The following is a 25,816-nucleotide window of genomic DNA, read 5'->3' as shown; positions in this document are numbered from 1 at the left end:
CATACGGTCCCGTCCAGGACATACGGTGATAAACGGGCGCTTACGCTTTTTTTCTTATCGTCTTACTTTCTATCTATAATATACCATATTTAAATTATTATGATAAGTAAAATTAAACTAAACCTTTATTGCTCTTCTTTTGTTGGACCCATAACACCTGGTACTGTTAATCCAGCTTGTCTTAATAATACTGTCATCTGACCACGATGATGTGTTTGATGATCAACCATCTTTCTTAGTATCGCACCACGAGGGATAGGTGTACCAAAACTGTCCACTTGTTCATTTAACGCTTCATCAGTAAGTTGTTGTTCTACCTGATCTTTTACTATCTGAACCATTTTATTATATGCTTCTGCTATGTCTTTCGCTTTTTCAGGGACTTGATCTGGATCATGTGACAAATCAATATCCAGGCCAACTAATTTCCCAAAAAAAGCAGGACTGTTAACTAAATGCCAACCTAACCAACCAAGTGTACTATGATTTTCAACAATTGATTGATCAAGTTTTTCATCTGTTAAATTGTTGATTACTTTTGCTGTACCATCTGCGGATTGACTCCATTCATTCAAAAAATCAGTTACTCTACGATACATTATACTTACCTCCCGTTCATATTTATAACTGTATGCTACCACATTACGTATTTTAATATCCAATCATCTACTTCAACAACTTTAAGTGACATCAAACCATCGACATCGTACAATAGTGACATACATAATTACAGGAGGAAGAATATAAAGAATGAGAACATTACAGAGACAATGTACTAAAATCGCCAATAGTAATATATTTATAAATATTATTATTGTACTTATTATATTTAATGCTATTCTGGTGGGGTTAGAAACCTATCCATTTTTCGCACAATTTTCTACTTTTATTATTTGGGCAGATTGGACATTGCTAACGATTTTTACTGTTGAAATTATTATTAGGCTAATTGGAAGTCCTTCTTTGAAAAGTTTCTTCACCGAACCATGGAATGTATTTGATTTAATTATAGTGTTAAGCAGTATCATTCTAGCTGGTTCAAGTTACGTAATGGTGTTACGAATACTACGTGTGCTTCGTGTACTGAGAGCGATATCTATCATTCCTTCATTAAGAAAGATGGTCAATGCCTTGCTGCTAACAATCCCTTCAATGGGTACGATTATGCTTTTATTAGGGTTATTTTTCTATGTATATGGAGTTATTGGCACAATGTTATTCCAATCAATTTCTCCAGAGTATTTTGGATCACTTCATCGTACGTTATTGACACTCTTTCAAGTAATTACGCTTGAATCATGGGCAAGTGGGGTGATGTATCCTATACTAGACCAAGATCCGACGTCATGGTGGTATTTTGTTACATTTATTTTAATTGGGGCATTTGTCATTATCAATTTATTTGTAGGTGTTGTTGTGAATAATGTGGAAGAAGCAAGTCGTGAAGAGTCTCCTTCTCCTACTGATATTAAATTAGAAAAAATGGAAAAAGACCTGGAAGAGATTAAAAAATTGCTTAAACAACAGAATAAAGATTAACTATGTAAAAGACCCGACTCTACAGTGAGCCGGGCCTTTTAATTTAGTATTAAATTACATATTTCTCTTCTTCAATAATTTGAGCTGCTATTTCACGTTTTTTCTGTACAACATTAATTGGCGTATGGCGTGTTAGTTTGCGTAGCGATGAAAGCATCATACGTAGTGTATCGCCGTCTTCGACTGTTACAAGAATATCTTTCGCCTCTGCTTCAATACGATTAAATGCTTCTTGCACATAAACTTCTGTATATAGAAGTTTTTGTTTTGATTTTTCTTCTCCAACTTTAGAAATTGCCTTTTCGGTACGTAAAATTGCAGATTCCATATTGAATACTTCTGCAACCATATTAGCAAGGTTAACAAGAATTTCTTGTTCACGATCTAATTTTTGACCGTATTTCTGCGCAGCGAGCCCAGCCCCTAACAGTATCATTTTCTTCGCATTTTTGAGTAAATACTTTTCTTGATCTAATGCTTCTGTACCTACCTCTTCAGGCATCATCATCATTAATTCCTCTTGAAGACCTTGTGCTTTTTCCAATAATGGCAACTCACCTTTTAATGCTTTCTTAAGTAGTGTACCAGGAACTAATAGACGGTTAATTTCATTCGTACCTTCAAATATACGGTTAATTCGAGAATCACGATATGCACGCTCAACTTCATATTCTTGCATAAATCCATATCCACCGTGCATTTGTACAGCTTCATCAACAACATAATCTAATAGTTCTGTAGCCATATATTTTGTCATCGAACATTCTATCTGATACTCAGCGATAGCACGAGCAACTTCTCGCCCATCTTTTAATTGCTCATCTGTCAATGCCCCCATACGTTGTTCAAATAATCCAACTGTACGGTAAACTGAACTCTCATTTGCATAAATACCTGCTGCCATTGTAGCAAGCTTCTCTTTCGTTAAATTAAAGCTAGAAATTGGAGTGTTAAATTGTTTTCTTTCATTTGTATACTTTGCAGCTAGTTCAATTGCGCGTTTTGATCCACCAACTCCACCAACTGCAAGTTTATAACGACCAACGTTTAAGATATTGAATGCGATAACATGGCCTCGCCCTTTTTCTCCTAATAAGTTCTCTACCGGAACTTCAGCATCTTCTAATACTAATGTTCGAGTAGACGAACTCTTAATCCCCATTTTCTTTTCTTCCGGACCAGTAGATACACCAGGATACTCTCTCTCTACAATAAATGCTGTAAAATGTTCACCGTCAATTTTTGCATAAACGACAAATACATCAGCAAATGCAGAGTTTGTAATCCATTGTTTTTCACCATTAAGGATATAATGTGTTCCTGCGTCATTTAATTTTGCAGTTGTTTTTGCTCCTAAAGCATCTGAACCAGAGCTAGGTTCTGTTAATGCATATGCTGCTAAAAGTTCTCCGGTTGCTAATTTCGGCAGATATTTTGCTTTTTGATCTTCATTACCGAAAAACACAATAGGCAAAGAACCGATACCCACATGCGCACCATGTGTTACTGAGAAACCACCAGCACGAGAAAACTTCTCAGTAATTAAAGAAGAACTGATTTTATCTAGAGCAAGCCCACCATATTCTTCTGGTACATCCGCTCCAAGTAATCCTAAGTCTCCTGCTTTCTTCAATAGATTAACAGAATGCTCAAATTCATGGTTTTCCAGATTATCAATTTTTGGAACAACTTCTCCTAAAACAAAATCTTCTGTAGTTTTAGCTATCATCTTATGCTCATCTGTAAAGTCTTCCGGAGTAATAATGTCCTCACCAGTTATATCCTCAACTAAAAATGCTCCACCCTTAAATATTTTTTCTTTAGTTTCACTCATGTTTTTCTCCCTCTCCATTGGTTTTTAAAAATTAAAGTAATTCAAATACTCCAGCAGCACCCATGCCGCCACCAATACACATCGTAACAACACCAAACTGTTCATTTCTTCTTTTCATTTCATGCATTAATGTAAGCGTTAGTTTCGTACCAGTACAGCCTAGTGGATGTCCTAGAGCAATTGCTCCACCATTCACATTAACTTTATCTGTGTCTAAGTCTAAAGCTTGAATGACGCGTAAAGATTGGGATGCAAAAGCTTCGTTTAATTCAAACAACCCAATATCGGATAATTCGAGCCCGGCTATTTTCAGTGCTTTCGGGATTGCTTCCACTGGTCCTACTCCCATAATTTCTGGTTCTACACCCGCAACCGCAAAGGAACGAAACTTCAATATTGGAGCTAAACCTTCCGCTTCTGCTTTTTCTCTTTCCATTAATAATACCGATGCAGCTCCATCGCTCATTTGCGAAGCATTTCCCGCAGTTACAGATCCCTTCACATGAAATGCAGGTCGTAATTTACTTAAGATTTCAGAAGATGTTTCTGCACGTACACCTTCATCCTGTTCAAAAGTGAAACCTTTCTCTTCTACTTTGTTGTTCTTGCCAATTATTCTTTGACTCACTTCAACAGGAACAATTTCATCTTTAAATTTTCCTTCTTCTAGCGCTTTCGCTGCTCGTTGATGACTTTGAACTGCAAAAGCATCTTGATCTTCTCTAGATATTTTAAATCGATTTGCAACTTCTTCCGCAGTGTGTCCCATCCCCATATAGTATCCTGGAGCACTTTCTACTAGTTTAGAATTCGGCTTTAGTACATGGCCACCCATAGGTAACATGCTCATTGACTCTGCTCCGCCAGCAATAATTGTATCGCTTGCACCAACCATAATTCTTTCAGCGCCGTAAGCGATACTTTGTAGTCCTGAAGAACAGTAGCGGTTTATTGTAATTCCTGGGACATCATTTCTTAACCCAGCAAGCCCTGCAACATTTCTTGCCATATTCATTCCTTGCTCTGCCTCCGGAGTTGCACATCCGATAATGACATCATCAATATTTCCATCGTAATCTCCAGCACGCTTTAATGTTTCTTTTATTGTTAATGCTGCCAAATCATCTGGACGAACATTCGTTAATGATCCCTTATTTGCTTTTCCAACTGGCGTTCTGGCACCAGCTACGATAACTGCTTCCTTCACGATTTATCCCCCTTTATCGATTAGTTACGTAATGGTTTTCCTTTAACTAACATGTGTTGCATACGTTGTTGTGTCAATGGTTCAGCAATTAAACTTAAAAATGCCTCACGCTCTAAATCAAGCATCACTTGCTCATCAATTTCCGTTCCTTCTTTAATTCTTCCCCCTGATAATACATAAGCCAATTTCTCTGCAATTTTCACATCATGTGCAGAAGCATACCCACTAAACTGCAATGATTTTGCTCCCATTAACATTGCTGCATATCCAGCATCACCAACGACTGGTATTTTTTCTCGTTTAGGTTTCTTATAGCCACCATCATATAAACTGATAACTCTTTGTTTAGCATCATATAAAATATGATCAGGGTTAGCGCTTATTCTATCGTTGCTATTTAAGAATCCATTTTCAATTCCTTCTGCAGCAGAAGTAGATACTTTAGCCGTTGCTACTTTCTCAAAAACATTATTCGCAACTTTAGTTAAATCAAAATCTATTCCTTTAGGCATATGACGTAGTTCTTTTAAGTAGAGTTCTTTCGTACCACCGCCACCAGGAATTAAGCCGACACCAAACTCAACAAGACCAATATATGTCTCAGGTGAAGCTTGAATAGCTGCTGCAGGTAAAGATACTTCTGCACCACCACCAAGTGTCATGTTAAATGGAGCTACAACTACAGGACGATCGGAATACTTAATATTCATCGTCATATTCTGGAACTGACGGATGACCATATCTAATTCAAAGAAATTGTCATCTTGTGCTTCCATTAACATCATTGCAAGGTTAGCACCCACACAGAAATTCTTACCTTGGTTCCCTATTACAAGTCCCTTATAATTCTTATTCACTTCTTCAATCGCAAAATTAACCATTTGAATAATGTCTAATCCAATTGCATTACTTTGAGAATGGAACTCTAAAAGTGCTACACCATCCCCCATATCAATCAAACTAGCACCTGTATTTTTCTTGATAACACCCTTTTGTTCTTTTAAAGTCCGAATGTTTATCTCTTTATCATTAACAGCTTGTGGTTTATACTCACCTTTATCATAATAAAGAATATTTCCATTATCCTTTTGATAGAAAGTTTCAAAACCTTGATCCAACATATTTTTCACCCAAGTTGGAATAGCTTCACCTTCTTCTTTCATTCGTTCTACAGAATCTCGAACTCCAATTGCATCCCAGGATTCAAATGGACCTAATTCCCAGCCAAATCCCCACTTCATCGCTTGATCAATCGATACGATATCATCAGCGATTTCACCAAGTAATTGTGCTGAATATAATAAGCCAGGTTTTAATACTGACCATACTAAGTCACCAGCTCGATCTCCTTTAGCGTCTACAAGCGCTTTCAATTTTCTTTTAGAACCTTTTTGCTGTTTTGCCATTTCAACTGCAGCAGACTTTAATTTCTTTCTTTCTTGGAATTCCAATGTTTCTGGAATAATTTCATAAATTTTTCCGTCTTTTTGCTTTTCATAAAAACCTTTACGATTTTTCGCTCCAATCCACCCTTTTTCAATCATTTGATTAATAAAGGAAGGAATTTCAAAAACCCATTTTTCTTCAGAATCTTCCACTTGATCATAGACATTTTTCGCTACATGGTGAAATGTGTCTAGTCCTACTACATCTAGCGTCCGAAATGTCGCACTCTTCGGTCTACCTATTAGCGGACCTGTAACAGAATCCACTTCACCTACACTATAGCCACCCTTTTGCATTTCACGAACAGTAACCAATAAACCATAAGTTCCTATCCGATTGGCAATAAAGTTTGGTGTATCTTTTGCCTCTACAACACCTTTTCCTAATTCATCTTCGCCAAATTGCTTCATAAAAGATAAAACATCTGGATCTGTATGTTGAGTAGGTATCACTTCTAATAATTTCAGGTATCTTGGTGGATTAAAGAAATGCGTTCCTAGGAAGTGTTTTTTCATATCTTCTGAACAATCTTCTATCATTGCTTCCACAGAAATTCCTGAAGTATTTGAACTAACGATCGTTCCTTTAGTACGATGTTGATCAACATTTGAAAATACTTTCTTCTTTACTTCAAGATTTTCAACAACAACTTCAATAATCCAGTCAACTTCAGCTAGTTTTTCCATATCATCTTCTAAATTACCCACGCTAATTAAGTTCAAGCTTTTCTTTGTTGTAATTGGTGAAGGTTTTTGTTTCAATAATTTCTTTTTACTTTGATCTGCTATTCTATTTCTTACTATACGATCATCTAGAGATAATCCTTTTTTCTTTTCTTCATCAGACAGTTCTTTCGGTACTACATCAAGCATTGTTACTGGTATTCCAATATTCGCTAAATGAGCTGCAATACCAGATCCCATAACACCAGATCCTAATACTGCTGCACTTTTTATGGAATATGCCACAAATTTCTCCCCCAATCCTATTTGAATGAATGTTCATTCATTTTTCATTAAAAAAATAAAAGACATTTACATATCCTCTATACATAACTATAAATCAATATCTGATATTTCGCAATAAATTTAATTAATTTTTTTGTAAGGGGTTTCGTATATTTTTAACTTATTCGTAACGATTACTATTTACATTTCGTAATCATTACGCTATTATAAGTAAGTACAATTATTTACAAATCTTATAGCTGAGTTAAGTTATTATAATAATTATTATTAGTAGATTTTATTAGAGAATTCGTATTTAACTTTTATATATAATTAAAATTAAAAAAGGAGGATTTTTATGAAGTCCCCTGTCGTTTCTATGCACAATCTTAATTTTCGTTATGATACAAGAATCGTTTTAGACAATATAAATTTTGAAATTCCACAAGGCGCTTTTATGGGATTAGTTGGTCCAAATGGTGGAGGTAAAACTACTTTAATTCGATTAATATTGGGTCTTACTAAAGCAGATAATGGAACAATTGAAGTCTTTGGACAACCTATTCAAAAATTGAAAGATAAAAATAAAATTGGATTTGTATCTCAAAAAGCAAATACTTTTAATAAGGGATTTCCAGCAACGGTATTTGAAGTTGTCTTATCTGGCCTTACGTCGCAAATTGGCTATTTTCGCTTCCCTTCAAAAAAGCACAAACAGAAAGTCTATCAGGCAATAGAACAGGTAGACATGAACGAATATGCCCATGAAAATATCGGTAATCTTTCCGGTGGCCAACAACAAAGAATATTTATAGCTCGTGCACTTGTTAGTGATCCAGAGCTGCTTATTCTTGATGAGCCGACAGTAGGGATAGATTATGAACATGTTCGTAGATTCTATGAACTATTACATGAACTTCATCAACGTCATAATAAGACATTACTCTTAGTAACCCATGATACAGGTACAATGACAGAGTACGCTACCGATATCGTTTGTTTAAATAAAACATTACACTTCCATGGGAATCCGGAAGAATATGCTTCACTTACAGAAAAGGACTTCTCCAATTTTTATGGACATCCCGTTAATCTAGTAAGTCATCAGCATTCATAATTGGAGGGGTGAATTATGCTAATAGATTTCTTACAATATCCATTCTTACGATATACATTTTTAACAGGTATTTTAATAGGTTTAATTGCTCCTTTACTTGGAACATTTATTGTCGTTCGTAGATTATCTTTGATAGCAGATGCGTTATCTCATGTAACACTTGCAGGAATCGCCTTCGGTCTTATGGCGGAAAAAAAATTCGGATTAATGCTCTCTCCTATCTATAGTGGGATGGCCTTTTCCGTAGCGGGTTCTGTATTAATCGAAAAACTCCGTACGGTTTATAAAGCATACCAGGAAATAGCTATTCCGATTATTTTATCTGCAGGAGTAGGTTTAAGTGTTATTTTTATATCTATTGCTGATGGGTTTAATAATGATTTATTTAATTATTTATTTGGATCTGTCTCCGCTGTTAGTCAGAACGATTTTATTTCCATTTTAATCATTTCGATTATTGTTGTATCAATCATTATTTTATTTTATAAGGAATTGTTTTCATTATCTTTTGATGAAGAACAATCGGTAATATCAGGGCTACATGCAAAATGGATTCATTTACTTTTTATTGTCTTAACAGCATTAGTCATTGCTGCGTCCATTCGAATTGTTGGGGTATTGCTAGTATCTGCTCTAATGACTTTACCAGTAGCAGCTAGTATGCGTTTAGCAAAAGGTTTTAAACAGATGATACTGTACTCCGTTATTTTTGGGGAATTATCTGTTATACTTGGAATTATCTCAGGATACTATTTAGATATCCCTCCAGGTGGTACAATAGTTATGATAGCGATTATCATATTATTAGTAGCAATCGGAGTTAAAAAGCTTCAATCTAAGTAAACGGGGGCTATAACATGAATCTTCAAGAAGCAATGGTCGTTTTAAAAGATAAAGGTTATAAAGCAACTGGAAAAAGAAAAGACATTTTAGAGTTTTTCGAAGATGTCGATGGTTATCGTTCTGCAAAAGACCTGATATCTCATTTAGAAAAAAGTTTTGATAGTGTAAGTTTTGATACCATTTACCGTAACCTACATTTATACCATTCTCTTGGTATATTAGAGTCAACTGACTTAAATGGAGAAAAACATTTTCGCTTAAATTGTACGCATCATCACCATCATCACTTTATATGTAATGAGTGCGGGAAAACCAAAGAGATTGAAGTTTGTCCTATGGATTCAGCAGAAAAATCATTGACGAATTATGTCATTGAAGATCATAAATTTGAAATATATGGACTCTGCCCACTATGTAAAGGTGCTTAATTTGCTAAATTTCACCATATAACATTTCCTAATCCCATATTTCCATGTATACTACTTTTAGATACTATTTTTGGGAGAAGTGAATGATGGATAAGAAGAAAATGGGAATAATACTACTTATATTAGCTAGTATTGCTTTTGTTTTATTTGTAGTAGTGATGCAAGGTCAATTTAATAATCCAGAATTTGAAAATCATGCGAACTCTACATCAGTTGAGGAAAAACAGACAAACGATCATGATAATAAATCTAATGAATATGTAGATAAAGATAACGAAGAAAATAAGCATCAGGAAGAAACTGATCATGAAACGAAAGATAATACTAACGATGAAGATGACGGTGAATCAGAACAAGAAGATGAAACTGTAGAAGAAGATCGAACCGTTAATGCTGACTTATTAAATGTTCGAAGTGGGCCTAGTACAGACCATGAGATTTCTGGAACGTTAACTACTGGTGATGTCGTCAAAGTATATGATGATGGTAACGAATGGATTGAAATTGAGTATGAAGATATTACAGGGTACGTTAATCGGAATTTTTTAGACTCGATTGATAATTAATAATGTAGAATCGACCAGCTATCCTTTTTTTAGGACTTGCTAGTCGATTTTTTAAATGTGAAAGTCGATTAATTCTATGCTAAAACCTCATGCATTACTTTGCTTTCTTCATGCTCTAACATATTTTTTAGAATAACCTCGTCAATATTTTTGTTCATTTGATTTGATAATTCTTTTGATGCAGGTGCTTCACCAACAATAAATATTTTTTTCCAATTTCTATCCTTCGCTTGTTTATCTATTTTCCCAGCTATACTTTTATACCAGCGCTGTTGATTTGCTTCATATCTAGCTTCAAAGTGATCCTTTTGTAGATTTCCAGATCCAAGCCCTGTAGTAGAATTGCCTTGGCGTGGACCTTGCATAATTCTCCAGGTTTCCTCTTCTACATCTAATTCATAATCTACAGTTTCTTTAAGCATATTTAAGTTTGTATCCAGTAGTTTAATATAATTTTGCTGAACTAAAATAATTCCAGTTTGTGGATATTTTTCTCCTAGAATTTTTAATTGATTTAGTTCAGGGGTTTCTTGCCAATAAAATTCATCATCTAATCTCATTTGTACACGTTCTGCAAACCAAACTGTTTCATCAGCTGTAGCAAATACAATAAGACCTCTCATTAAACTTTTCTCATATTCTTTGATATAGTCTTCTACTTTCTGTTTCACTTCTCGAAAGTTCGCTAATTCCTCTTTGTTGTCACCTTCTTCAAGATATTGCTCAAAATTCCTCATTCCATTTTTAAGATGAATCTTCCATTCTCCACCTTGTTGATCTGGGTCACTTAAATCGGTATTTAAGTACATGGTAAAAATTTTGTTATTTCTTTCAGTCTGTATATATTCAAGTTCTTTTATCTTTTTCTGAATGTCCAAGATAGGACACCTCCTAAAATAATTGTACTAGTTATGTAACCGTCATAAAGGAAAACTAAACTTCATATTTTAGGTAGATGAATAAACATTTATATAGTAGCATGAGAAGAAAACATATTATCAACTATCTAAACCATTAATCTTTTAGATTCATAAGTTGTATGATATCAATGGTTAGTAAAAAGGTTCTAAGTCAAATGTTGAGGGTTGAGACAAAAGTATTTAATAAAAAGAGAAATCCGAATGAATTGGTATTGAAAACCCGCTTCAGAAATATACTGCGCTTATCCTAAGGCTGCTGATGAGCCTCCGGTTGCTACGCAATCCGGGGTCTCAACTAGGCCTTCCTCCCACAGGATTCTCGTATATTTCTTACGATTATTTTACATATCATCCGTCTTTTGACCAAAATTTTCGTTATGCATCTTTTTTTGTATTTAAACAACTTTGTGTTTATATTGATGGTGTAACAGTATCCTTGCTCGAAAGCGATCGAAGGTTAGCGGTTTAAACAATGATAACAAAAATAGGAGATTGCGTGTTTTTTATTAATTAAATTTTTCACTTAACCCAACAATTATTTTAGAGCCAGCAAAAAAAGCTTCGCAGCAGAAATTATTCTACGAACGAAGCTTTTATAATCTTAGGCTATTTTTGTTATTTTAACGCGTTTGATTTGGAAACCATCCTTTTCAATGAGTGCAAATTCATGTCCTTCATATTCCATCACCGTTCCAACATCAGCTTCTAAATTATGAGTAAAAAACCATCCGCCAATTGTATCTACTTCATCGTCTTCTAAATAGATATTTAAACGTTGATTAACTTCATCTAAACTTAGTCTACCTGATACAAGGAAAGTATTTTCGTCTACCGATTCAAAATCCGGTGTTTCATCTTCATCAAACTCATCACGAATATCTCCAACAATTTCTTCTAAAATATCTTCTACTGTTACTAAACCTGCGGTACCGCCATATTCATCATTCACGATTGCCATATGAATACGTTCTTTCTGCATTTTTAGTAGAAGTTGTTTTATTGGAGTAGCTTCGGAAACATGAATAATTGGACGAATAAACTGTTCAATAGAATTTGGTTTATCGTTATCTAATTGTCCAGTAAAGACTTCTTTTAAATTCACTAGCCCAATAATATTATCCTTGTCTTCATCAGCTACAGGATACCTCGTAAATTGTCCTTCACGAATGATTTCCAAATTTGCCTCGAAGCTATCTTCTTTTGAGAAATATACCATTTCCGTACGTGGTACCATAATTTCTCTTGCTACTCTCTCATCAAAATCAAAAATGTTATTCACGTACATCATTTCTGATTGATTAATTTCACCACTTTTGTAACTGTCTGCTAGAATAAGTCTTAATTCCTCTTCCGTGTGGATATCTTCATGTCCACTCATAGGCTTAAGCCCTAATGCTTTGGTAAGCAGTCTTGCTGAACCATTTAAGAACCATATAAAAGGGAATAGTAATCGATAGAACCAAGTTAATGGTCTTGCAACGAATAACGTAACCTTTTCTGCTTTTTGAATTGCTAATGTCTTTGGAGCAAGTTCACCAATCACCACATGTAGAAATGTTGCAAATGCAAATGAAATCGCTATAGACGCAGTTGTAACGATAGCACTACTTAAATTAAAATTTTCTAATACTGGGTGTAACATTCTCTCAAAAGTTGGTTCAGCTAAACGACCAATACCGAGTGCAGTAATAGTGATACCCAACTGACAGGCAGATAGGTATTCATCTAAATGCGTTACTACCCTTTTTGCATAAATTGCACTTTTCTTCCCCTGTTCTAAATGCGGTTCTAATTGCGTACTTCGAATTTTAACAATAGCAAATTCTGACATTACAAAAAAAGCGGTTAATGCGATTAAGATTGCAACCGCAGTTAAATTAATAATCGTCGATATGTCCAATTAAGATCCCTGTACCAAGAAATGGCACAAGGATTTCACCTCCTGATTTACTTTAAAATAATTCTGTTAATAATAAGCACGTTGGTGATTCAACCAAATAGGTAGAATGACAGCCTCAGTGCAATGTCTGATGTTGTTATTCACTTTTACCTTCCCATGGAATCACCCTCTCTCCTATTCAATATTATAATCTAAACACCTTCAACATGTCTAGAATATAGATAGAAATTCAAGAATGGTGAAGTACCTATTTATATAATAATGCGGACTCGAATCTTTTTTTATAATAGTGATCCGAGTCCGCTTTGTAAATTATAAGTTTAATCTTTACCTAGAGCTGTTGTCTTTTTTTATTATTTTAAAGAAAGAAATCATTAAGATAATTATTATAATGGTAAATGGTAATGCTGAGGTCAATGCAGCAGTTTGTAATGCCTCTAATCCACCAGCTAATAATAGAACAATTGCAATAGCAGTAATTAACAGTCCCCATACCACTTTTGTAATAAGTGCTGGATTTAAACTTCCTTTCGAGGTCATGCTACCTAAAATATAAGTAGCAGAGTCCGCAGAAGTTACAAGGAAAGTAAATATGAGAAAAATAGCTAATACAGACATTATTGTACTTAATGGTAAGGTACCAAATGTCTCAAATAATGCTACTGCTAAATCTTCATCCACAGCTTCTGCTATCATGGTACCATTATTTAAATCACTAAATAATGCAGTCCCGCCAAATACAGCTATCCATAGACAAGCAATTATGGGAGAAACTGCTGTGACACCAAATATAAATTGACGAATAGTTCTACCACGCGATACTCTAGCTACAAACGCCCCAACAAATGGAGACCAAGATATCGCCCAAGCCCAGTAGAATACTGTCCATTCCGTCACCCAAGATTCTCCTGTATATGGGGTCATTCTCAAACTATATTGTACAAAATTTGTAATGTAATCTCCAATCCCTAATACAAAGGATTCTAAGATAAATACAGTTGGACCCATAATAAATACAAATAATAACAGTGCTAAACATAAAGTTAGATTTAATGTACTAAGCCATTTCATACCTTTTTTCAAACCTGTAGCAGATGAAATCAGGTAAACTAGCAACATAGCGACCGCGATTCCTATTTGTACCCATATTGAATTTGAAAGTCCAAATACCGAATTTAACCCACCATTCATTTGCATAATTCCAAATCCTAGTGAAGTAGCTACTCCCATCACAGTCGCGATTACAGCTAATGAATTTACCGTGTTAGCAGTGAAGCGGTTTTTTCCAACTACCGGCTCTATTGCTGTTGATATCAAACCATTTTTATCTTTACGGAACTGAAGATAAGCTATCACTAGACCAACTAACGCAAAAACCGCCCACTGGCTAATTCCCCAGTTAAAGAAAGAATAACCCATAGCAACACGAGCAGCTTCTTCTGTTTGTGCTTCTAGCCCAGGAAAAGGCGTACTAAAAAAGTGAGTCATCGGCTCTGCAACACCCCAGAAAACGAGACTAGAACCAAATCCTGTTGAAAATAGCATTCCAATCCAAGCAAAGAAGGAATACTCGGGTTTTGAATCAGCAGGTCCAAGTTTTAATTTGCCATACTTACCGAAAGCCAACCAAATTAAAAAAAGGATGAATACAAAAACTGCAAGTAAGTAAAACCATGCAAAATTAATGGTGGTAAAATTAAATAAGCTATTAGCAACTTCTTCAAATTTTCCTGGAGTGACAGTTCCAACGATTACTAGTATTAATATAAATATGGATGATACAAAAAATACTGGATTTAAAAATTTATGTTTCTTCATCAGTTAATCCTTTCTTTGTTTTTTTATGTATGATAAAGATAACTATATATTTCCGATTATTAAGAAACTTAAACCACATTTTGTCTGGTAATGATATATCGAATCCATTGGAAAATTAGTACTTCCCTCACTATTTCATCCGTCTTTTGAGGGAAACTTTCCATTATGTCCTATCCTAATATAAAAAAACCATAAGGGAAAATTCCCTTATGGTTTTTTAATCAATATTATTATAGTTTACTTACTGTACACTGCGTACATGCCCATTAAATTTATCTGCCCAGTAACCGCTTGTCATGTCAGCAACAGCAAGACCAGTTGAATTTTGTGCTCCAATAAATTGTCCTCCACCTAAGTAGATTCCAACGTGGCCATTTGTTTTATACGTATCAAAAAATACGATATCACCAGCCTGCATATTGCTAGAAGATACTTTCGATCCTGTGCTAGCTAGTGCAGAAGTACTTGAAGGAATTGAAATTCCTCCTTGCGCAAAAGCCCAAGAAACAAATCCAGAACAATCAAATCCGCTTGGTGATTTTCCACCCCAAACATATGGTGTGCCTAAATGATTAAACCCAGCATTAATCGCTGTACTTACCCCACCAGATCCAGAAGTTCTTGTTACGTTATTTTTGCCTGATTTTGAATCTGCTCCAACACTAGCACTTGCTACTGCTGTATTCGGTGCAGGAGAAGTTGCTGTACTTAAACTTCTTTCTACATCCTTTTCTAGAGTAGCTAATCTAGAGTCTTCTACTTTTAATTCATCTTTCATTGCCACTAGGTTGTCTTCTTTTTCTTTTAAATCGTCTTTTTTCACTTCGTTTTCAGACTTTTGTTCCTCAATTGTTGCAAGCATTCCTTTAATTTCTACTTCCATTTCTTTCAAATCATCAAGCTTAGAAACTACTTCATCTTGTTTTGTTTCCACTTCTTTTTTATCTGATTCTTGTTGTTCAATTAAAGAAGTATCTGAATCAGTAATTTTATTGACAGCTTGTACACGAGTAATGAAATCACCAAAGTCTTGAGCTCCGAAAATTACTTCTAGGTATGTAATTTCTCCACCACTTTGTTGTAAAGATATAGCACGTTCTTTTAAGATATCATAACGCTTTTCAATTGCTTCTTCTAACTCTGCAATCTCTTCTTCTAATTTTTTAACTTCTGCTTCTCGCTCAGCAATCTTATCTTGTGTTTCATCCATTTTTTCTTCATTTTCTTTTAATGCTTTATCCACACGTTCAATTTCTTTGTTAAGTTCCTCTAATTCAATAAGAATATCTGCTATCTCACTTTCAGCATCAGATAAATCTGCTTTAATAGCATCTCGCTCTTCTTGAATTTGTGACTGTTGTGATTCTAAATCCTCTACTGTTTCTGCTTGTGCGACACCTGTGAACAAAGTACTGCTTAACCCAACTACAGTTGCTGTAGTCAATGTAAATACTACCTTTTTCAACATTTTTTCCTCGCTTCCCTATTACACTGCAATTCTCTAAGACTATATATGTATGATTGTGAGAAAGTCCTATGCAGTTTTATATATTTGAATGTAATATGTATATTTTCTAGGTATTATGAAGTATAACATTGGAAAATGTCATGCATATTATAGAAATGTTACAGTTATATTTCAATTTCGACAAATATTGCCAAGACAGTCAAAAAAATCTGCTCACTATTAATGTGAACAGATTTTGTCGTGATTATTTGTAAGAACTTGTAAATTGTTCTGTTTCGGTTGAACCTGCTAAAGCTGTAGTAGATGCATTACCACCAGAGATAACTTGTGCAATTTCGTCAAAATAACCTGTACCTACTTCTCTCTGGTGTCTCGTAGCTGTGTACCCGTCTTTCTCACTTGAAAATTCAGCTTGTTGTAATTCGGAATAAGCTTCCATACCAGATTGTTTATACTTTTTAGCTAGATCAAACATACTATAATTCAATGCATGAAAACCCGCTAATGTTACAAATTGGAACTTATAGCCTAATTTTCCTAATTCTTTTTGAAAGTCTGCAATCTCTTTATCCGAGAGTTTTTTCTTCCAATTGAATGACGGTGAACAATTATATGCGAGTAATTTATTTGGAAACTTCTCGTGTATAGCTTCTGCGAATCTCTTTGCTTCCTCCATATTTGGTTCAGATGTCTCACACCAAATCATATCAGCATAAGGTGCATAAGCAATCCCCCTAGCTATTGCTTGATCAATTCCTGGCTTTGTTTTGTAAAAACCCTCGACTGTTCTTTCTCCAGTGATAAAAGAATGATCATACTCATCAACATCACTAGTTATCATATCCGCTGCATTTGCATCCGTTCGAGCGATGATTATAGTTGGTGTCCCCATTACATCAGCTGCGAATCGGGCTGCGATTAAATTTCGAACCGCGTTCTGTGTCGGTAGCAACACCTTACCGCCTAAATGACCACATTTCTTTTCAGAAGATAATTGATCTTCAAAATGTACAGCAGCAGCACCCGCTTCAATCATTGATTTCATTAATTCAAATACATTTAATTGTCCTCCAAAACCAGCTTCAGCATCTGCAACAATTGGAGCAAACCAATCGATATCATACTTTCCTTCAGAATAATGAATCTGATCTGCTCGCTGTAATGCTTGGTTGATTCTTTTCACGACTTGCGGGACACTATTAGCTGGATATAAACTTTGATCAGGATACATTTCTCCTGCCATATTTGCATCAGCAGCAACCTGCCATCCACTTAAATAAATTGCTTTAAGCCCCGCTTTTATTTGTTGAACCGCCTGATTTCCGGTAAGTGCTCCTAAAGCATTTACATAGTCTTCTTCATTAATCAATTTCCATAACTTTGAAGCACCTCTAGTTGCTAAAGTGTGCGTTATATCAATAGATCCTCTAAGACGTATTACATCTTCTGCTTTATAAGGACGTTCAATACCTACCCATCGAAAATCTTCTTCCCATTGTTTTGTTAAATTTTCCACTCTTTCGTTTGTCATTATACAAGTCCTCCTTTATTTAATTGTTGATAAGCTGGTAAAGTTAAAAATTCTTCAAATTCTTTTTGTTTGATTAAAGTTAAAAATAGATTAGTAGCGTCGTATACATGTTCTGATTGCATGTTTTCCTTACCCAAGCTTTCTTCAAATTGAACTAGAACTTCATCTATCATGGACTTAACTACTTCTAAAGTGATTTGTTGTTCATTTTCCATAATTGCTCCATTTTGAATCCACTGCCATACTTGCGCCCTCGATATTTCAGCTGTTGCTGCATCTTCCATTAAATGATTAATAGGAACAGCCCCTCGACCTGATAACCAAGATGCCATATATTGAATTCCGACGGTAATGTTCGTACGCAACCCTTTTGTTGTAATTGGACCAGTTGGTAATTGCAAAAGATCATCCGGTGTAATGTGTATATCTTCTCTTTTTCTATTAATCTGGTTGGCAGCAGGCATTCCTTGATCAAAAACATCTTTTACAAGTTGAACCATACCTGGATGTGCTACCCACGTACCGTCATGACCGTCATTTACTTCCCGTTCTTTATCCTTTTTCACTTTGTCAAATGCTTGACGATTTAATTCCTCATTATTTTTCACAGGAATTTGAGCGGCCATTCCGCCAATCGCATGTGCATTTCTTCGATGACATGTTTGAATTGCTAATAAAGAATATGAACGCATAAAATGAGTCTCCATCGTTACTGTAGAACGATCAGGTAATAGCATAGTAGGATTATTTTGATTCTTTTTAATGAAACTAAAAATATAATCCCACCTGCCACAATTCAAACCTGCCGAATGATGACGTAACTCATATAAAATCTCATCCATTTCAAATGCAGCAGTAATTGTTTCAATTAGTACAGTGGATTTAATTGTTCCTTGTGGTATACCAATTTCGTTTTGTGAAAAAACAAATACATCATTCCAAAGACGTGCCTCTAAATAACTTTCCATCTTAGGTAAATAAAAGTACGGGCCAGATCCTCTTCTTATTAACTCTTTAGCATTATGAAAAAAATACAATCCAAAATCTACTAAACTAGCAGACATAGGCTCATTTCCAACTGTAATGTGATGCTCTTCGAGATGCCATCCCCGAGGTCGAACAATTAGTACAGCCGTTTTATCATTCAAACGATATTGTTTCCCCCGATTATCTAAAAAATCAATTTCTCTTCGTATTGCATCTTTTAGATTACATTGTCCCTGCATCATATTTTCCAAAGTTGGAGAGCTAGCATCTTCAAAATCGGCCATAAAAGTATTGGCACCTGAATTTAAAGCATTAATAATCATTTTTCTATCCACAGGTCCAGTAATTTCCACTCTTCTATCTTTTAAATCTTTTGGTACTGGATCAATTTGCCAATCTTCTTCACGCACTTGTTTTGTCAGTGATAAAAAAGTTAACTCTTCCCCACTGGACAACCTTTTTTGTTTTTCTTGTCTTTTTACAAGTAATTCTCTTCTTCGCTGATTAAAATATTGGTGCAGTAAAAGTAAAAATTCTCTTGCTTTAGGTGTTAGTATATCTTCATATTTTGTTGTAGAAGGACCTTGCAGTATAGATACATCATTCATATAATCTCCTCACTAACTGTTTTATAATAGAATACTTTTATACATTTTGTTATATAACAATATGTATAAAAAAATTTACTCTGCTTTTTTAGACAAACAATAATCGCATTCTAGTGATGTTTGCTTTGCATCCATCGGAATACCGCAATCAGGACATAGCACCTGTTTCTCCGTCATTTGAATTCCTCCTTTTATATAACAGTAAAAATTTGTTATTTTTGTTATAATACAGTTTATAAAATAATCATCTGTTTTGCAACACTTTTTGTAAAAAAATTTGAAATTTATTCTAAAAGGGTGGAGAATAGAAATATTACTTGAATCAATCTCATAATTATCAAGCAAAAACAAATAGTTAGTAATAGTTATGTACTTGGGGATCGGATTATAGGAACAACTTGGTCTTTTTTGTAATGGAAGACGGCGACTCCTGAAGGGAACTTAAAAATCCACTAAGGAAAGAGTTTTCTTCTCGAAAGCTTAAAGCCGATGCCTGCTAAAAACTAGCTCTCTGCAATGGAAATCAAACTTAGTCTTTCTTATCATATCGGCATTTTCACATAGAGTATAACACTTACGAAATTGATTCACTATTAGGTAAAGAATGGAGATTTATTAGTCGTGAAACTTCGATCATTTATTGGTAGCAGAGTAATGAAAACTGGTATAGCTGTTCTTTTAACAGCTTATATTTGCCAATGGATTGGATGGTCTCCTGTATTTGCTGTTATCACTGCGATTGTAACCATCGAACCCACTGTCTCAGACTCCATACGAAAAGGGTTGATACGATTTCCTGCTTCTGCAATTGGAGCAGCATATGCAGTATTATTTATTGCTTTGTTTGGAAACTCACCAGTTACATATGCTTTATCAGCTGTTTTTACAATCACTACCTGCTTTCGCCTTAAATTGCATGATGGATTATTGGTTGCCACGATTACTTCTGTTGCAATGGTAGAAGTTATTCATAGTAATTATTTGATGGAATTTTTTATTAGACTGTCTACAACAACAATTGGTCTATCTGTATCTACATTAGTGAATATGTTTTTACTTCCACCTGATTATCAAAAAAACATTCAATCTAAAGTAGCATCAATTGCTGGAACATTAGGTGAACAAATACAAGGTATTTATCACTGTCTTTTACATCTGGACGAGAAAAATAGTGAAATTAAATATTTAGATAAGTTATTGGAATTAGATAGATTAATTATTAGAACTGAAATTTTAAGTAGGTATCAAACAAATGATTCAAAATATCATTTTATCGAAAACAATCAAGAAAAATTTAAAGACTTAAAAACACAATTACATTTTTTAAGAATCATGCATTACCATATTACAAATGTTATTGATCATCCTAAAGATCAATTAAACATAAATGAACATGAAAAAAATGAACTTATGGTCATATCCTGCTATATAGCACAGGTGTTAAAAAAAGAGATCGCTTTCGATAGGAATGATATACAAGATAAAAGAACTAGACTAAATGAATTATTTTGGAAAGAAAAACACAAAACGCATGAACTTAGTGATGGCATGTTAAACAAGCTCCCTTTTGAATTAGTAATGCTTTATGAATTAATTTCCATCTTGGAACTAACAGAAGATTATTATATGACGGAACTACATTAAGAAAACGTCAACCGAACTTAGCGTTGACGTTTTCTTCGTATTAGTATAATTACTATCCCTATTAGTATTAAAATAATTACGATATATATAAATCTCGAATATACATGCATAAATCCTAAGATCTGCTGCCAGTTTTCTCCTAATATAACACCAAAACTAATTAATACACCATTCCACAAAATTGTACCAACAGTAGTTAAAAAAATAAAAACAGGGAAATTCATCCTTGTCATACCGGCTGGAACCGATATAAGACTTCTTATTACCGGCACCATTCTACAGAAAAAAACAGTCCAATAACCATGCTGATGAAACCAATCATTTGCTCGATGTACATCCGATTTCTTCAAACGAATCCAGTGTCCATAACGATCAATTAACCTCTCTAATCGAGGCATATCTAAAAATGTTCCAATACAATAAAGAATCATAGAACCTATTACAGAGCCCAATGTAGCAGCAGTCATAACTCCAAATATCGTTAGATTTGTATAGGTGGTTAAAAATCCACCGAAAGGTAATACAATTTCTGATGGAATAGGTGGAAAAAGATTCTCTAATGCCATCATAAAAAAAACCCCTAGATAACCTAGCTGTTCCATTACAGCTGTGACCCAATCATTCATCTTTCTGCTCCCCTTTATAACTTGTCCCCTTGTCCTTGTAATCCATTATATGTTTTTCTTAAAACCATATGCTTTAGCTGGAAACAATCTGAGGCCTGTTTCAAACTAAAGACAGATGTTAGCTATACGTTCATATGATTTCTTTCTATCCTGATAATTTGAAGTAATCGTAAGTATCATTAATTCATCACATTGATATAACTGTTGTAATGTTTGTAGTTGTTCTTTTACTTGTACAGGATCACCAATAATCATATTAGAGAATATATCATTATTTTGGTTATCTTCTTCGATTGATGTGTCTTTCTGATTCCACATAGAGGCTTCCTTAGCTAGCTGGAAAGCTTCTTCTTCTGTTTCTCCACAAATGACAGAGACAGCAACAATAATTGGCTTTGTATTCCCTGTTAAATGTTGATACTTTCTAGTGATTTTAGGACCATCACTGTCCGTCATAAAATGGCCAAACACATAAGCAAGTTTTTTTTCAGCTGCAAGAACCGCGCTTCTTTCACTGGTTCCTAATAGCCAAGGTTGTGGGGGCTCCGGTGACTGTGGCGAAATATCTATTTTCGAATACAGATTATCTTCTGGAAAATCATCATACAAAAAATGTAATAACTCATCAATTAATGTAGGCATGTTCTTGACTTTGCTTAAAAAGTCTCCAGCAAGCGCAATCGATGCTTCTGCTGAACCACCAGGAGCACGTCCAATTCCTAAATCAATTCTTCCTGGAAACAAGGAAGCTAACATTTGGTATCTTTCAGCAACAGGAAATGCACGATAATTAGGTAATAAAACTGCACCTGCACCAATTCGTATCGTTGAAGTTTGACTCCCAATAATAGCAAGTAAAATATCTGGTGAAGGGCTTGCAAGTTGTGCCATCCCATGATGCTCCGCAACCCAATAACGATGATACCCCTTACCATCTGCCAATTTAGCTAATTCAATTGTCTCTTCTAATGCTTGTTTCGCGCTAGCACCATCTAAAATTGGAGACTGATCTAAAATACTAAGCTTCATCTGTATTTTCTTCCTTCCATACAAGATTATCTACCATTTTTTCAGCTGCTCTCCGATAGAAATTGCTCATTCCTGTGAAACTTAGAATAAGCAACACTTGTTGTAAGTAGTCTGCTTCAGATACTTCCTTATTATCAAAATCATTACGAACTGAATTTTGTTGCTTTGAAATAAATTCTTCAAATAACTCTACATTATTTTCCATTAATCGTAGATAACTCTCATAAAATCTCTCCAGATGAAGACCTTCTTCTGAAACTTGATGGTTAATACCTTTTAATGTTTTACCAACATCACTTATAGATAGAACACTTTTCATTTGATAAATCATCGCAATCAATAGTAAATGATCTTTGGAATACTTTTTATTTTTAATTGGAAATAACAACTTTCCTTTCGCGTAATTATTAATCATTGTTTTTGTCATTACTTTTTCATCATCATTTCGCTTTGATGAGCTAAACTTGTTTTCAAAAAGTTGAATAACTTGATCCATGTATAAATCAATATTTGGAATTTCGTCCGGTGATAATTGGTTAGACAATGTTAAGTTCTCTAATTGTTTATAAATATCCATTAGTATACTCCTCGCTTTGATTTGATACATATTATACTTTCAAAACACGAATATGTAAACATTGACTACATCACGAAATATATGTATCATTATTATATAGTTTTCAAAACTACATAATAGAATGAAGGTGTATTAAAATGAATAAATATATTAGAGAACCTATGAATGCTTTTACTCATTTTATCGGCATTGTCTTATCGGTAATTGGACTAGTTTTTCTCGTCGTTAAATCAGCACAAATAAGTGCATCTGCTCAAACCATTACTGCTGTTACGATATTCGGAGTCAGTTTAATCCTTTTATATACAGCATCTACAGTGTATCATTCCATCATCGCCCAACCGCCTGTAATCGCATTTTTGCGTAAGTTGGATCATTCGATGATATATGTTCTTATCGCAGGTACATATATTCCTTTTTGTTTAGTTAGTCTAGAAGGAACAATTGGCTGGGTCTTATTTACAATTATTACTGCTCTCGCGTTGTTTGGAGTATCTTTTAAACTTATATGGTTTCACTCCCCGCGATGGTTATCTACTCTTCTATACGTATTAATGGGATGGATTGTTATCTTATTTAGTGGATCTTTAGCCCCTGAACTTGGATTACAAGGAATGTTTCTGTTGATTTTAGGGGGGGTCTTATATACTGTTGGTGCAGTAATTTATTGGTTAAAACCAGGCTTTTTACGTTTTCGTTATTTCGGTTTCCATGAGATCTTTCACATTTTTATTTTACTTGGAAGTATTTCTCATTATTTATGTATCTATGTTTACGTATTAATCTAAATTATCAATGAGTAGGCTCACTATAATATACTTAATTTCTACGGGTAGCTGATGAGCCTTCTCTTGCAATTTTCTAGTTAAGTCTGGCATCATCTAGCCCTACACACCCGTAAAACTTATTCTTCAATTTAGTCTACACTCAAATTTAAAATTAACTATTTTGTTTATACTTACCTATTTCTTTACATATCAATCATTTCTGTTTGAATATAATGATAGATTAATTTTTCTGTGTGAATTAACGAAGACTCATGTGTTCGTTCAAAAGCATGAGATGCATCAATCCCAGGTCCAATTAGTCCATGTATAATATCATTGCCAGATTGGATTGCAGCTGAAGCATCTGACTGGTAATAAGGATATATATCTAATTTATAGCCAATATCATGTTGTTTAGCTATATCAACAAGATGTTTGCGAAGCCCATAATGGTACGGTCCTGATGAGTCCTTTACACAAATAGAAACTGTATATTCATCTGTTGATTGACCGTCACCGATTGCTCCCATATCAACCGCTAAATACTCCACTGTTTCAGGAGTAATGTTTGAATTCCCCCCGTAACCTATCTCTTCATTATTTGAGAACAAAAAATGTGTTGTATGTGGTAGTTTTATATTTTCTTCTTGGATCTGCTTTATCACCTGTAATAATATACCGACACTCGCTTTATCATCTAAATGTCTAGATTTAATAAATCCATTATCAGTTATCTCTACTCGAGGCTCAAATGATATAAAATCTCCTACTTCTATACCAAGAGCTCGTGTATCATTGGCATTATGTACTTCTGCATCAATTCGTATTTCGATATTATCTTCACTTCTTTCTAACGAAGATGATTTACGGTAAACATGTACCGCAGTTTGGTGCATTAAAATTGTCCCAGTAATTGTATTATCATTAGACATATGAATAGTACAGTATTCTCCTTCAATATAATTAAATGGAAACCCACCAATTGGTTGAATTTTTAAACGTCCATTATCTTTTACTTCCTTCACCATAGCTCCAAGCGTATCGACGTGCGCTGTTAAAAAGCGATGTTTACTATCATTTTCTCCTTTGATAGTTGCAATTAGACCTCCTTTACGATTTCGTTTTGTTTCTACTCCTAACTGCTTTAAGTGATTTTCTACAAACAATATCGCATTCGATGTATAACCAGTTGGACTTGGGATTTTAACTAATTGCTCAATTAATTCTTTGATTGCTTGAGTGTTTGGATAACTTTTCATTTCAAATCCACTCCTTATCTAATAATTATCTTCACTTAGTTTACCTCAATACTCTTAAATATCATAGTTTTCACACTCTAGTATCGTCACGAAAGTGTCATTAGTTTAGAGGTATTAAAAGTTGTTTCTATACGCATTATTTAGTAATCTAATAACGACAAAATTTTCAGGAGGTTATTTTATGAAAAAAATATCCATACTACTGTTTGTAGCCACTTTATTCCTTTTTAGTGCAAATACTGTATTTGCACATACACATTTGGATTCTTCAAATCCAGAAGATGGTACGACAGTTACAGAATCAATAGATACGATTGAGTTAAACTTCGATACAGTCATTGAACAGAATGCAACATTACAAGTTGAGAGTAGTGAAGGAGATACGTTTGAGGTTACTGATATTTCCATAACTGATGGTGAACTTGTCGCAACTTTAGATGAGGATCTAGCGAATGGGTCTTATACAGTCACTTGGGATATTATTGGTGTAGATGGCCATGCCATGCAGGACTCCATTACTTTTGAAGTTGATGCTGAATCTTCAGAAGAGGAAGAAATCGAAGAATCAACTACCGCTGAAGAAAATGAATCAATGACGGAAAATAATCAATCTGAGTCGGACGATTCAACCACAGCAGATGAAACAAATGAAGAAACTGCTACAGATTCAAGCTCTAATACCATGATTATTGCAATTCTTCTTGTAGCAATTATAGCTATTATTGCAATTGTATTAATAAGAAAGAAAAAATAAG

At 34.5% G+C, this 25,816-nt stretch carries 22 protein-coding genes; 8 read left to right on the top strand and 14 right to left on the bottom strand.

From position 1 onward, the window contains the following. Positions 1-125: 125 nt before the first annotated feature. Positions 126-599 carry a DinB family protein gene (locus ABC346_RS10305; RefSeq protein ID WP_413234754.1) on the bottom strand — a complete coding sequence of 158 codons (474 nt, stop codon included), beginning with the start codon at positions 597-599 and terminating at the stop codon, positions 126-128. Positions 600-750: 151 nt separating this feature from the next. On the opposite strand from ABC346_RS10305, the gene ABC346_RS10300 reads away from it, so the two are divergent. Continuing rightward, complete coding sequence (locus ABC346_RS10300) at positions 751-1,539, top strand: ion transporter (RefSeq protein WP_413234753.1); 789 nt, start codon at positions 751-753, stop codon at positions 1,537-1,539. Positions 1,540-1,588: 49 nt separating this feature from the next. On the opposite strand, the gene ABC346_RS10295 is transcribed toward ABC346_RS10300, so the two are convergent. The 3 genes from ABC346_RS10295 to ABC346_RS10285 are packed head-to-tail and all read right to left on the bottom strand — an operon-like array spanning position 1,589 to position 6,994. Next, on the bottom strand, positions 1,589-3,373 hold the full coding sequence (locus ABC346_RS10295; protein WP_413234752.1) for an acyl-CoA dehydrogenase family protein: 1,785 nt from the start codon (positions 3,371-3,373) through the stop codon (positions 1,589-1,591). 31 nt (positions 3,374-3,404) lie between these two features. Beyond that, positions 3,405-4,580, bottom strand: coding sequence for an acetyl-CoA C-acetyltransferase (locus tag ABC346_RS10290; protein WP_413234751.1), 1,176 nt, complete (start codon positions 4,578-4,580; stop codon positions 3,405-3,407). Between the two features lie 20 nt (positions 4,581-4,600). Continuing rightward, positions 4,601-6,994 carry a 3-hydroxyacyl-CoA dehydrogenase NAD-binding domain-containing protein gene (locus ABC346_RS10285; RefSeq protein WP_413234750.1) on the bottom strand — a complete coding sequence of 798 codons (2,394 nt, stop codon included), beginning with the start codon at positions 6,992-6,994 and terminating at the stop codon, positions 4,601-4,603. A 337-nt stretch (positions 6,995-7,331) separates the two neighbouring features. Here ABC346_RS10285 and ABC346_RS10280 point away from each other — a divergent pair, with 337 nt between their 5' ends. The 4 genes from ABC346_RS10280 (at position 7,332) to ABC346_RS10265 (ending at position 9,927) form a co-directional block, all read left to right on the top strand. Next, a complete protein-coding gene (locus tag ABC346_RS10280; RefSeq protein WP_413234749.1) occupies positions 7,332-8,090 on the top strand; it encodes a metal ABC transporter ATP-binding protein in 759 nt (252 codons plus the stop codon). A 15-nt stretch (positions 8,091-8,105) separates the two neighbouring features. Further along, on the top strand, positions 8,106-8,933 hold the full coding sequence (locus tag ABC346_RS10275; protein ID WP_413234748.1) for a metal ABC transporter permease: 828 nt from the start codon (positions 8,106-8,108) through the stop codon (positions 8,931-8,933). 14 nt (positions 8,934-8,947) lie between these two features. Then, positions 8,948-9,361 (top strand): Fur family transcriptional regulator, encoded by a 414-nt coding sequence (locus tag ABC346_RS10270; RefSeq protein WP_413234747.1) that lies wholly within the window; start codon positions 8,948-8,950, stop codon positions 9,359-9,361. Between the two features lie 86 nt (positions 9,362-9,447). Then, a complete protein-coding gene (locus ABC346_RS10265) occupies positions 9,448-9,927 on the top strand; it encodes an SH3 domain-containing protein (protein ID WP_413234746.1) in 480 nt (159 codons plus the stop codon). A 74-nt stretch (positions 9,928-10,001) separates the two neighbouring features. On the opposite strand, the gene ABC346_RS10260 is transcribed toward ABC346_RS10265, so the two are convergent. The 6 genes from ABC346_RS10260 to aceB all read right to left on the bottom strand — a co-directional run bounded on the left by ABC346_RS10260 (position 10,002) and on the right by aceB (position 19,159). After that, positions 10,002-10,805, bottom strand: coding sequence for a VLRF1 family aeRF1-type release factor (locus tag ABC346_RS10260; protein ID WP_413234745.1), 804 nt, complete (start codon positions 10,803-10,805; stop codon positions 10,002-10,004). 643 nt (positions 10,806-11,448) lie between these two features. Next, positions 11,449-12,747 (bottom strand): hemolysin family protein, encoded by a 1,299-nt coding sequence (locus ABC346_RS10255; RefSeq protein WP_413234744.1) that lies wholly within the window; start codon positions 12,745-12,747, stop codon positions 11,449-11,451. Positions 12,748-13,074: 327 nt separating this feature from the next. Continuing rightward, positions 13,075-14,565 (bottom strand): BCCT family transporter, encoded by a 1,491-nt coding sequence (locus ABC346_RS10250; RefSeq protein WP_413234743.1) that lies wholly within the window; start codon positions 14,563-14,565, stop codon positions 13,075-13,077. 241 nt (positions 14,566-14,806) lie between these two features. Further along, a complete protein-coding gene (locus tag ABC346_RS10245; protein ID WP_413234742.1) occupies positions 14,807-16,033 on the bottom strand; it encodes a C40 family peptidase in 1,227 nt (408 codons plus the stop codon). Positions 16,034-16,277: 244 nt separating this feature from the next. After that, on the bottom strand, positions 16,278-17,564 hold the full coding sequence (gene aceA, locus ABC346_RS10240) for an isocitrate lyase (RefSeq protein WP_413234741.1): 1,287 nt from the start codon (positions 17,562-17,564) through the stop codon (positions 16,278-16,280). Further along, positions 17,564-19,159, bottom strand: a complete 1,596-nt coding sequence (gene aceB, locus ABC346_RS10235) for a malate synthase A (protein WP_413234740.1) — start codon at positions 19,157-19,159, stop codon at positions 17,564-17,566. The genes aceA and aceB overlap by 1 nt, the downstream gene beginning before the upstream one ends. Positions 19,160-19,780: 621 nt before the next feature. Between aceB and ABC346_RS10230 the strand changes: the two genes are divergently transcribed. Further along, entirely contained in the window at positions 19,781-20,803 is a 1,023-nt protein-coding gene (locus ABC346_RS10230) for an aromatic acid exporter family protein (protein ID WP_413234739.1), read from the top strand. Between the two features lie 17 nt (positions 20,804-20,820). Here ABC346_RS10230 and ABC346_RS10225 read toward each other — a convergent pair whose 3' ends face one another. From ABC346_RS10225 to ABC346_RS10215, 3 genes are all read right to left on the bottom strand, one after another. Continuing rightward, positions 20,821-21,429: a DedA family protein gene (locus ABC346_RS10225; protein WP_413234738.1), complete on the bottom strand. Its 609-nt coding sequence runs from the start codon at positions 21,427-21,429 to the stop codon at positions 20,821-20,823. A 105-nt stretch (positions 21,430-21,534) separates the two neighbouring features. Then, a complete protein-coding gene (locus tag ABC346_RS10220; RefSeq protein WP_413234737.1) occupies positions 21,535-22,458 on the bottom strand; it encodes an MsnO8 family LLM class oxidoreductase in 924 nt (307 codons plus the stop codon). Next, the gene (locus tag ABC346_RS10215; protein WP_413234736.1) at positions 22,448-23,035 is read right to left on the bottom strand and encodes a DUF1836 domain-containing protein; all 588 of its coding nucleotides are present in this window, start codon (positions 23,033-23,035) and stop codon (positions 22,448-22,450) included. Before ABC346_RS10215 ends, ABC346_RS10220 begins: the two co-directional genes overlap by 11 nt. A 137-nt stretch (positions 23,036-23,172) precedes the next feature. On the opposite strand from ABC346_RS10215, the gene trhA reads away from it, so the two are divergent. Next, entirely contained in the window at positions 23,173-23,823 is a 651-nt protein-coding gene (gene trhA, locus ABC346_RS10210; RefSeq protein ID WP_413234735.1) for a PAQR family membrane homeostasis protein TrhA, read from the top strand. Between the two features lie 182 nt (positions 23,824-24,005). Here the strand turns inward: trhA and ABC346_RS10205 are convergent, their stop codons facing one another. Then, entirely contained in the window at positions 24,006-25,061 is a 1,056-nt protein-coding gene (locus ABC346_RS10205) for a M42 family metallopeptidase (protein ID WP_413234734.1), read from the bottom strand. Between the two features lie 181 nt (positions 25,062-25,242). On the opposite strand from ABC346_RS10205, the gene ABC346_RS10200 reads away from it, so the two are divergent. Then, on the top strand, positions 25,243-25,815 hold the full coding sequence (locus ABC346_RS10200) for a copper resistance CopC family protein (RefSeq protein ID WP_413234733.1): 573 nt from the start codon (positions 25,243-25,245) through the stop codon (positions 25,813-25,815). Position 25,816: the final 1 nt, after the last annotated feature.

The organism is Oceanobacillus phoenicis (genome assembly GCF_047238145.1).
GTDB lineage: Bacteria > Bacillota > Bacilli > Bacillales > Amphibacillaceae > Oceanobacillus.
Note: the sequence above shows the minus strand (reverse complement) of the source record. Positions and strands in the feature narration are given on the sequence as shown.

Coding starts and splice junctions, on each gene's coding strand:
- ABC346_RS10300 (WP_413234753.1), top strand. CDS start 751: ATGAGAACATTACAGAGACAATGTACTAAAATCGCCAATAGTAATATA.
- ABC346_RS10205 (WP_413234734.1), bottom strand. CDS start 25,061: ATGAAAAGTTATCCAAACACTCAAGCAATCAAAGAATTAATTGAGCAA.
- ABC346_RS10220 (WP_413234737.1), bottom strand. CDS start 22,458: ATGAAGCTTAGTATTTTAGATCAGTCTCCAATTTTAGATGGTGCTAGC.
- aceA (WP_413234741.1), bottom strand. CDS start 17,564: ATGACAAACGAAAGAGTGGAAAATTTAACAAAACAATGGGAAGAAGAT.
- ABC346_RS10245 (WP_413234742.1), bottom strand. CDS start 16,033: ATGTTGAAAAAGGTAGTATTTACATTGACTACAGCAACTGTAGTTGGG.
- ABC346_RS10215 (WP_413234736.1), bottom strand. CDS start 23,035: ATGGATATTTATAAACAATTAGAGAACTTAACATTGTCTAACCAATTA.
- ABC346_RS10275 (WP_413234748.1), top strand. CDS start 8,106: ATGCTAATAGATTTCTTACAATATCCATTCTTACGATATACATTTTTA.
- ABC346_RS10200 (WP_413234733.1), top strand. CDS start 25,243: ATGAAAAAAATATCCATACTACTGTTTGTAGCCACTTTATTCCTTTTT.
- ABC346_RS10280 (WP_413234749.1), top strand. CDS start 7,332: ATGAAGTCCCCTGTCGTTTCTATGCACAATCTTAATTTTCGTTATGAT.
- ABC346_RS10250 (WP_413234743.1), bottom strand. CDS start 14,565: ATGAAGAAACATAAATTTTTAAATCCAGTATTTTTTGTATCATCCATA.
- ABC346_RS10265 (WP_413234746.1), top strand. CDS start 9,448: ATGGATAAGAAGAAAATGGGAATAATACTACTTATATTAGCTAGTATT.
- trhA (WP_413234735.1), top strand. CDS start 23,173: ATGAATAAATATATTAGAGAACCTATGAATGCTTTTACTCATTTTATC.
- ABC346_RS10225 (WP_413234738.1), bottom strand. CDS start 21,429: ATGAATGATTGGGTCACAGCTGTAATGGAACAGCTAGGTTATCTAGGG.
- ABC346_RS10295 (WP_413234752.1), bottom strand. CDS start 3,373: ATGAGTGAAACTAAAGAAAAAATATTTAAGGGTGGAGCATTTTTAGTT.
- ABC346_RS10270 (WP_413234747.1), top strand. CDS start 8,948: ATGAATCTTCAAGAAGCAATGGTCGTTTTAAAAGATAAAGGTTATAAA.
- aceB (WP_413234740.1), bottom strand. CDS start 19,159: ATGAATGATGTATCTATACTGCAAGGTCCTTCTACAACAAAATATGAA.
- ABC346_RS10305 (WP_413234754.1), bottom strand. CDS start 599: ATGTATCGTAGAGTAACTGATTTTTTGAATGAATGGAGTCAATCCGCA.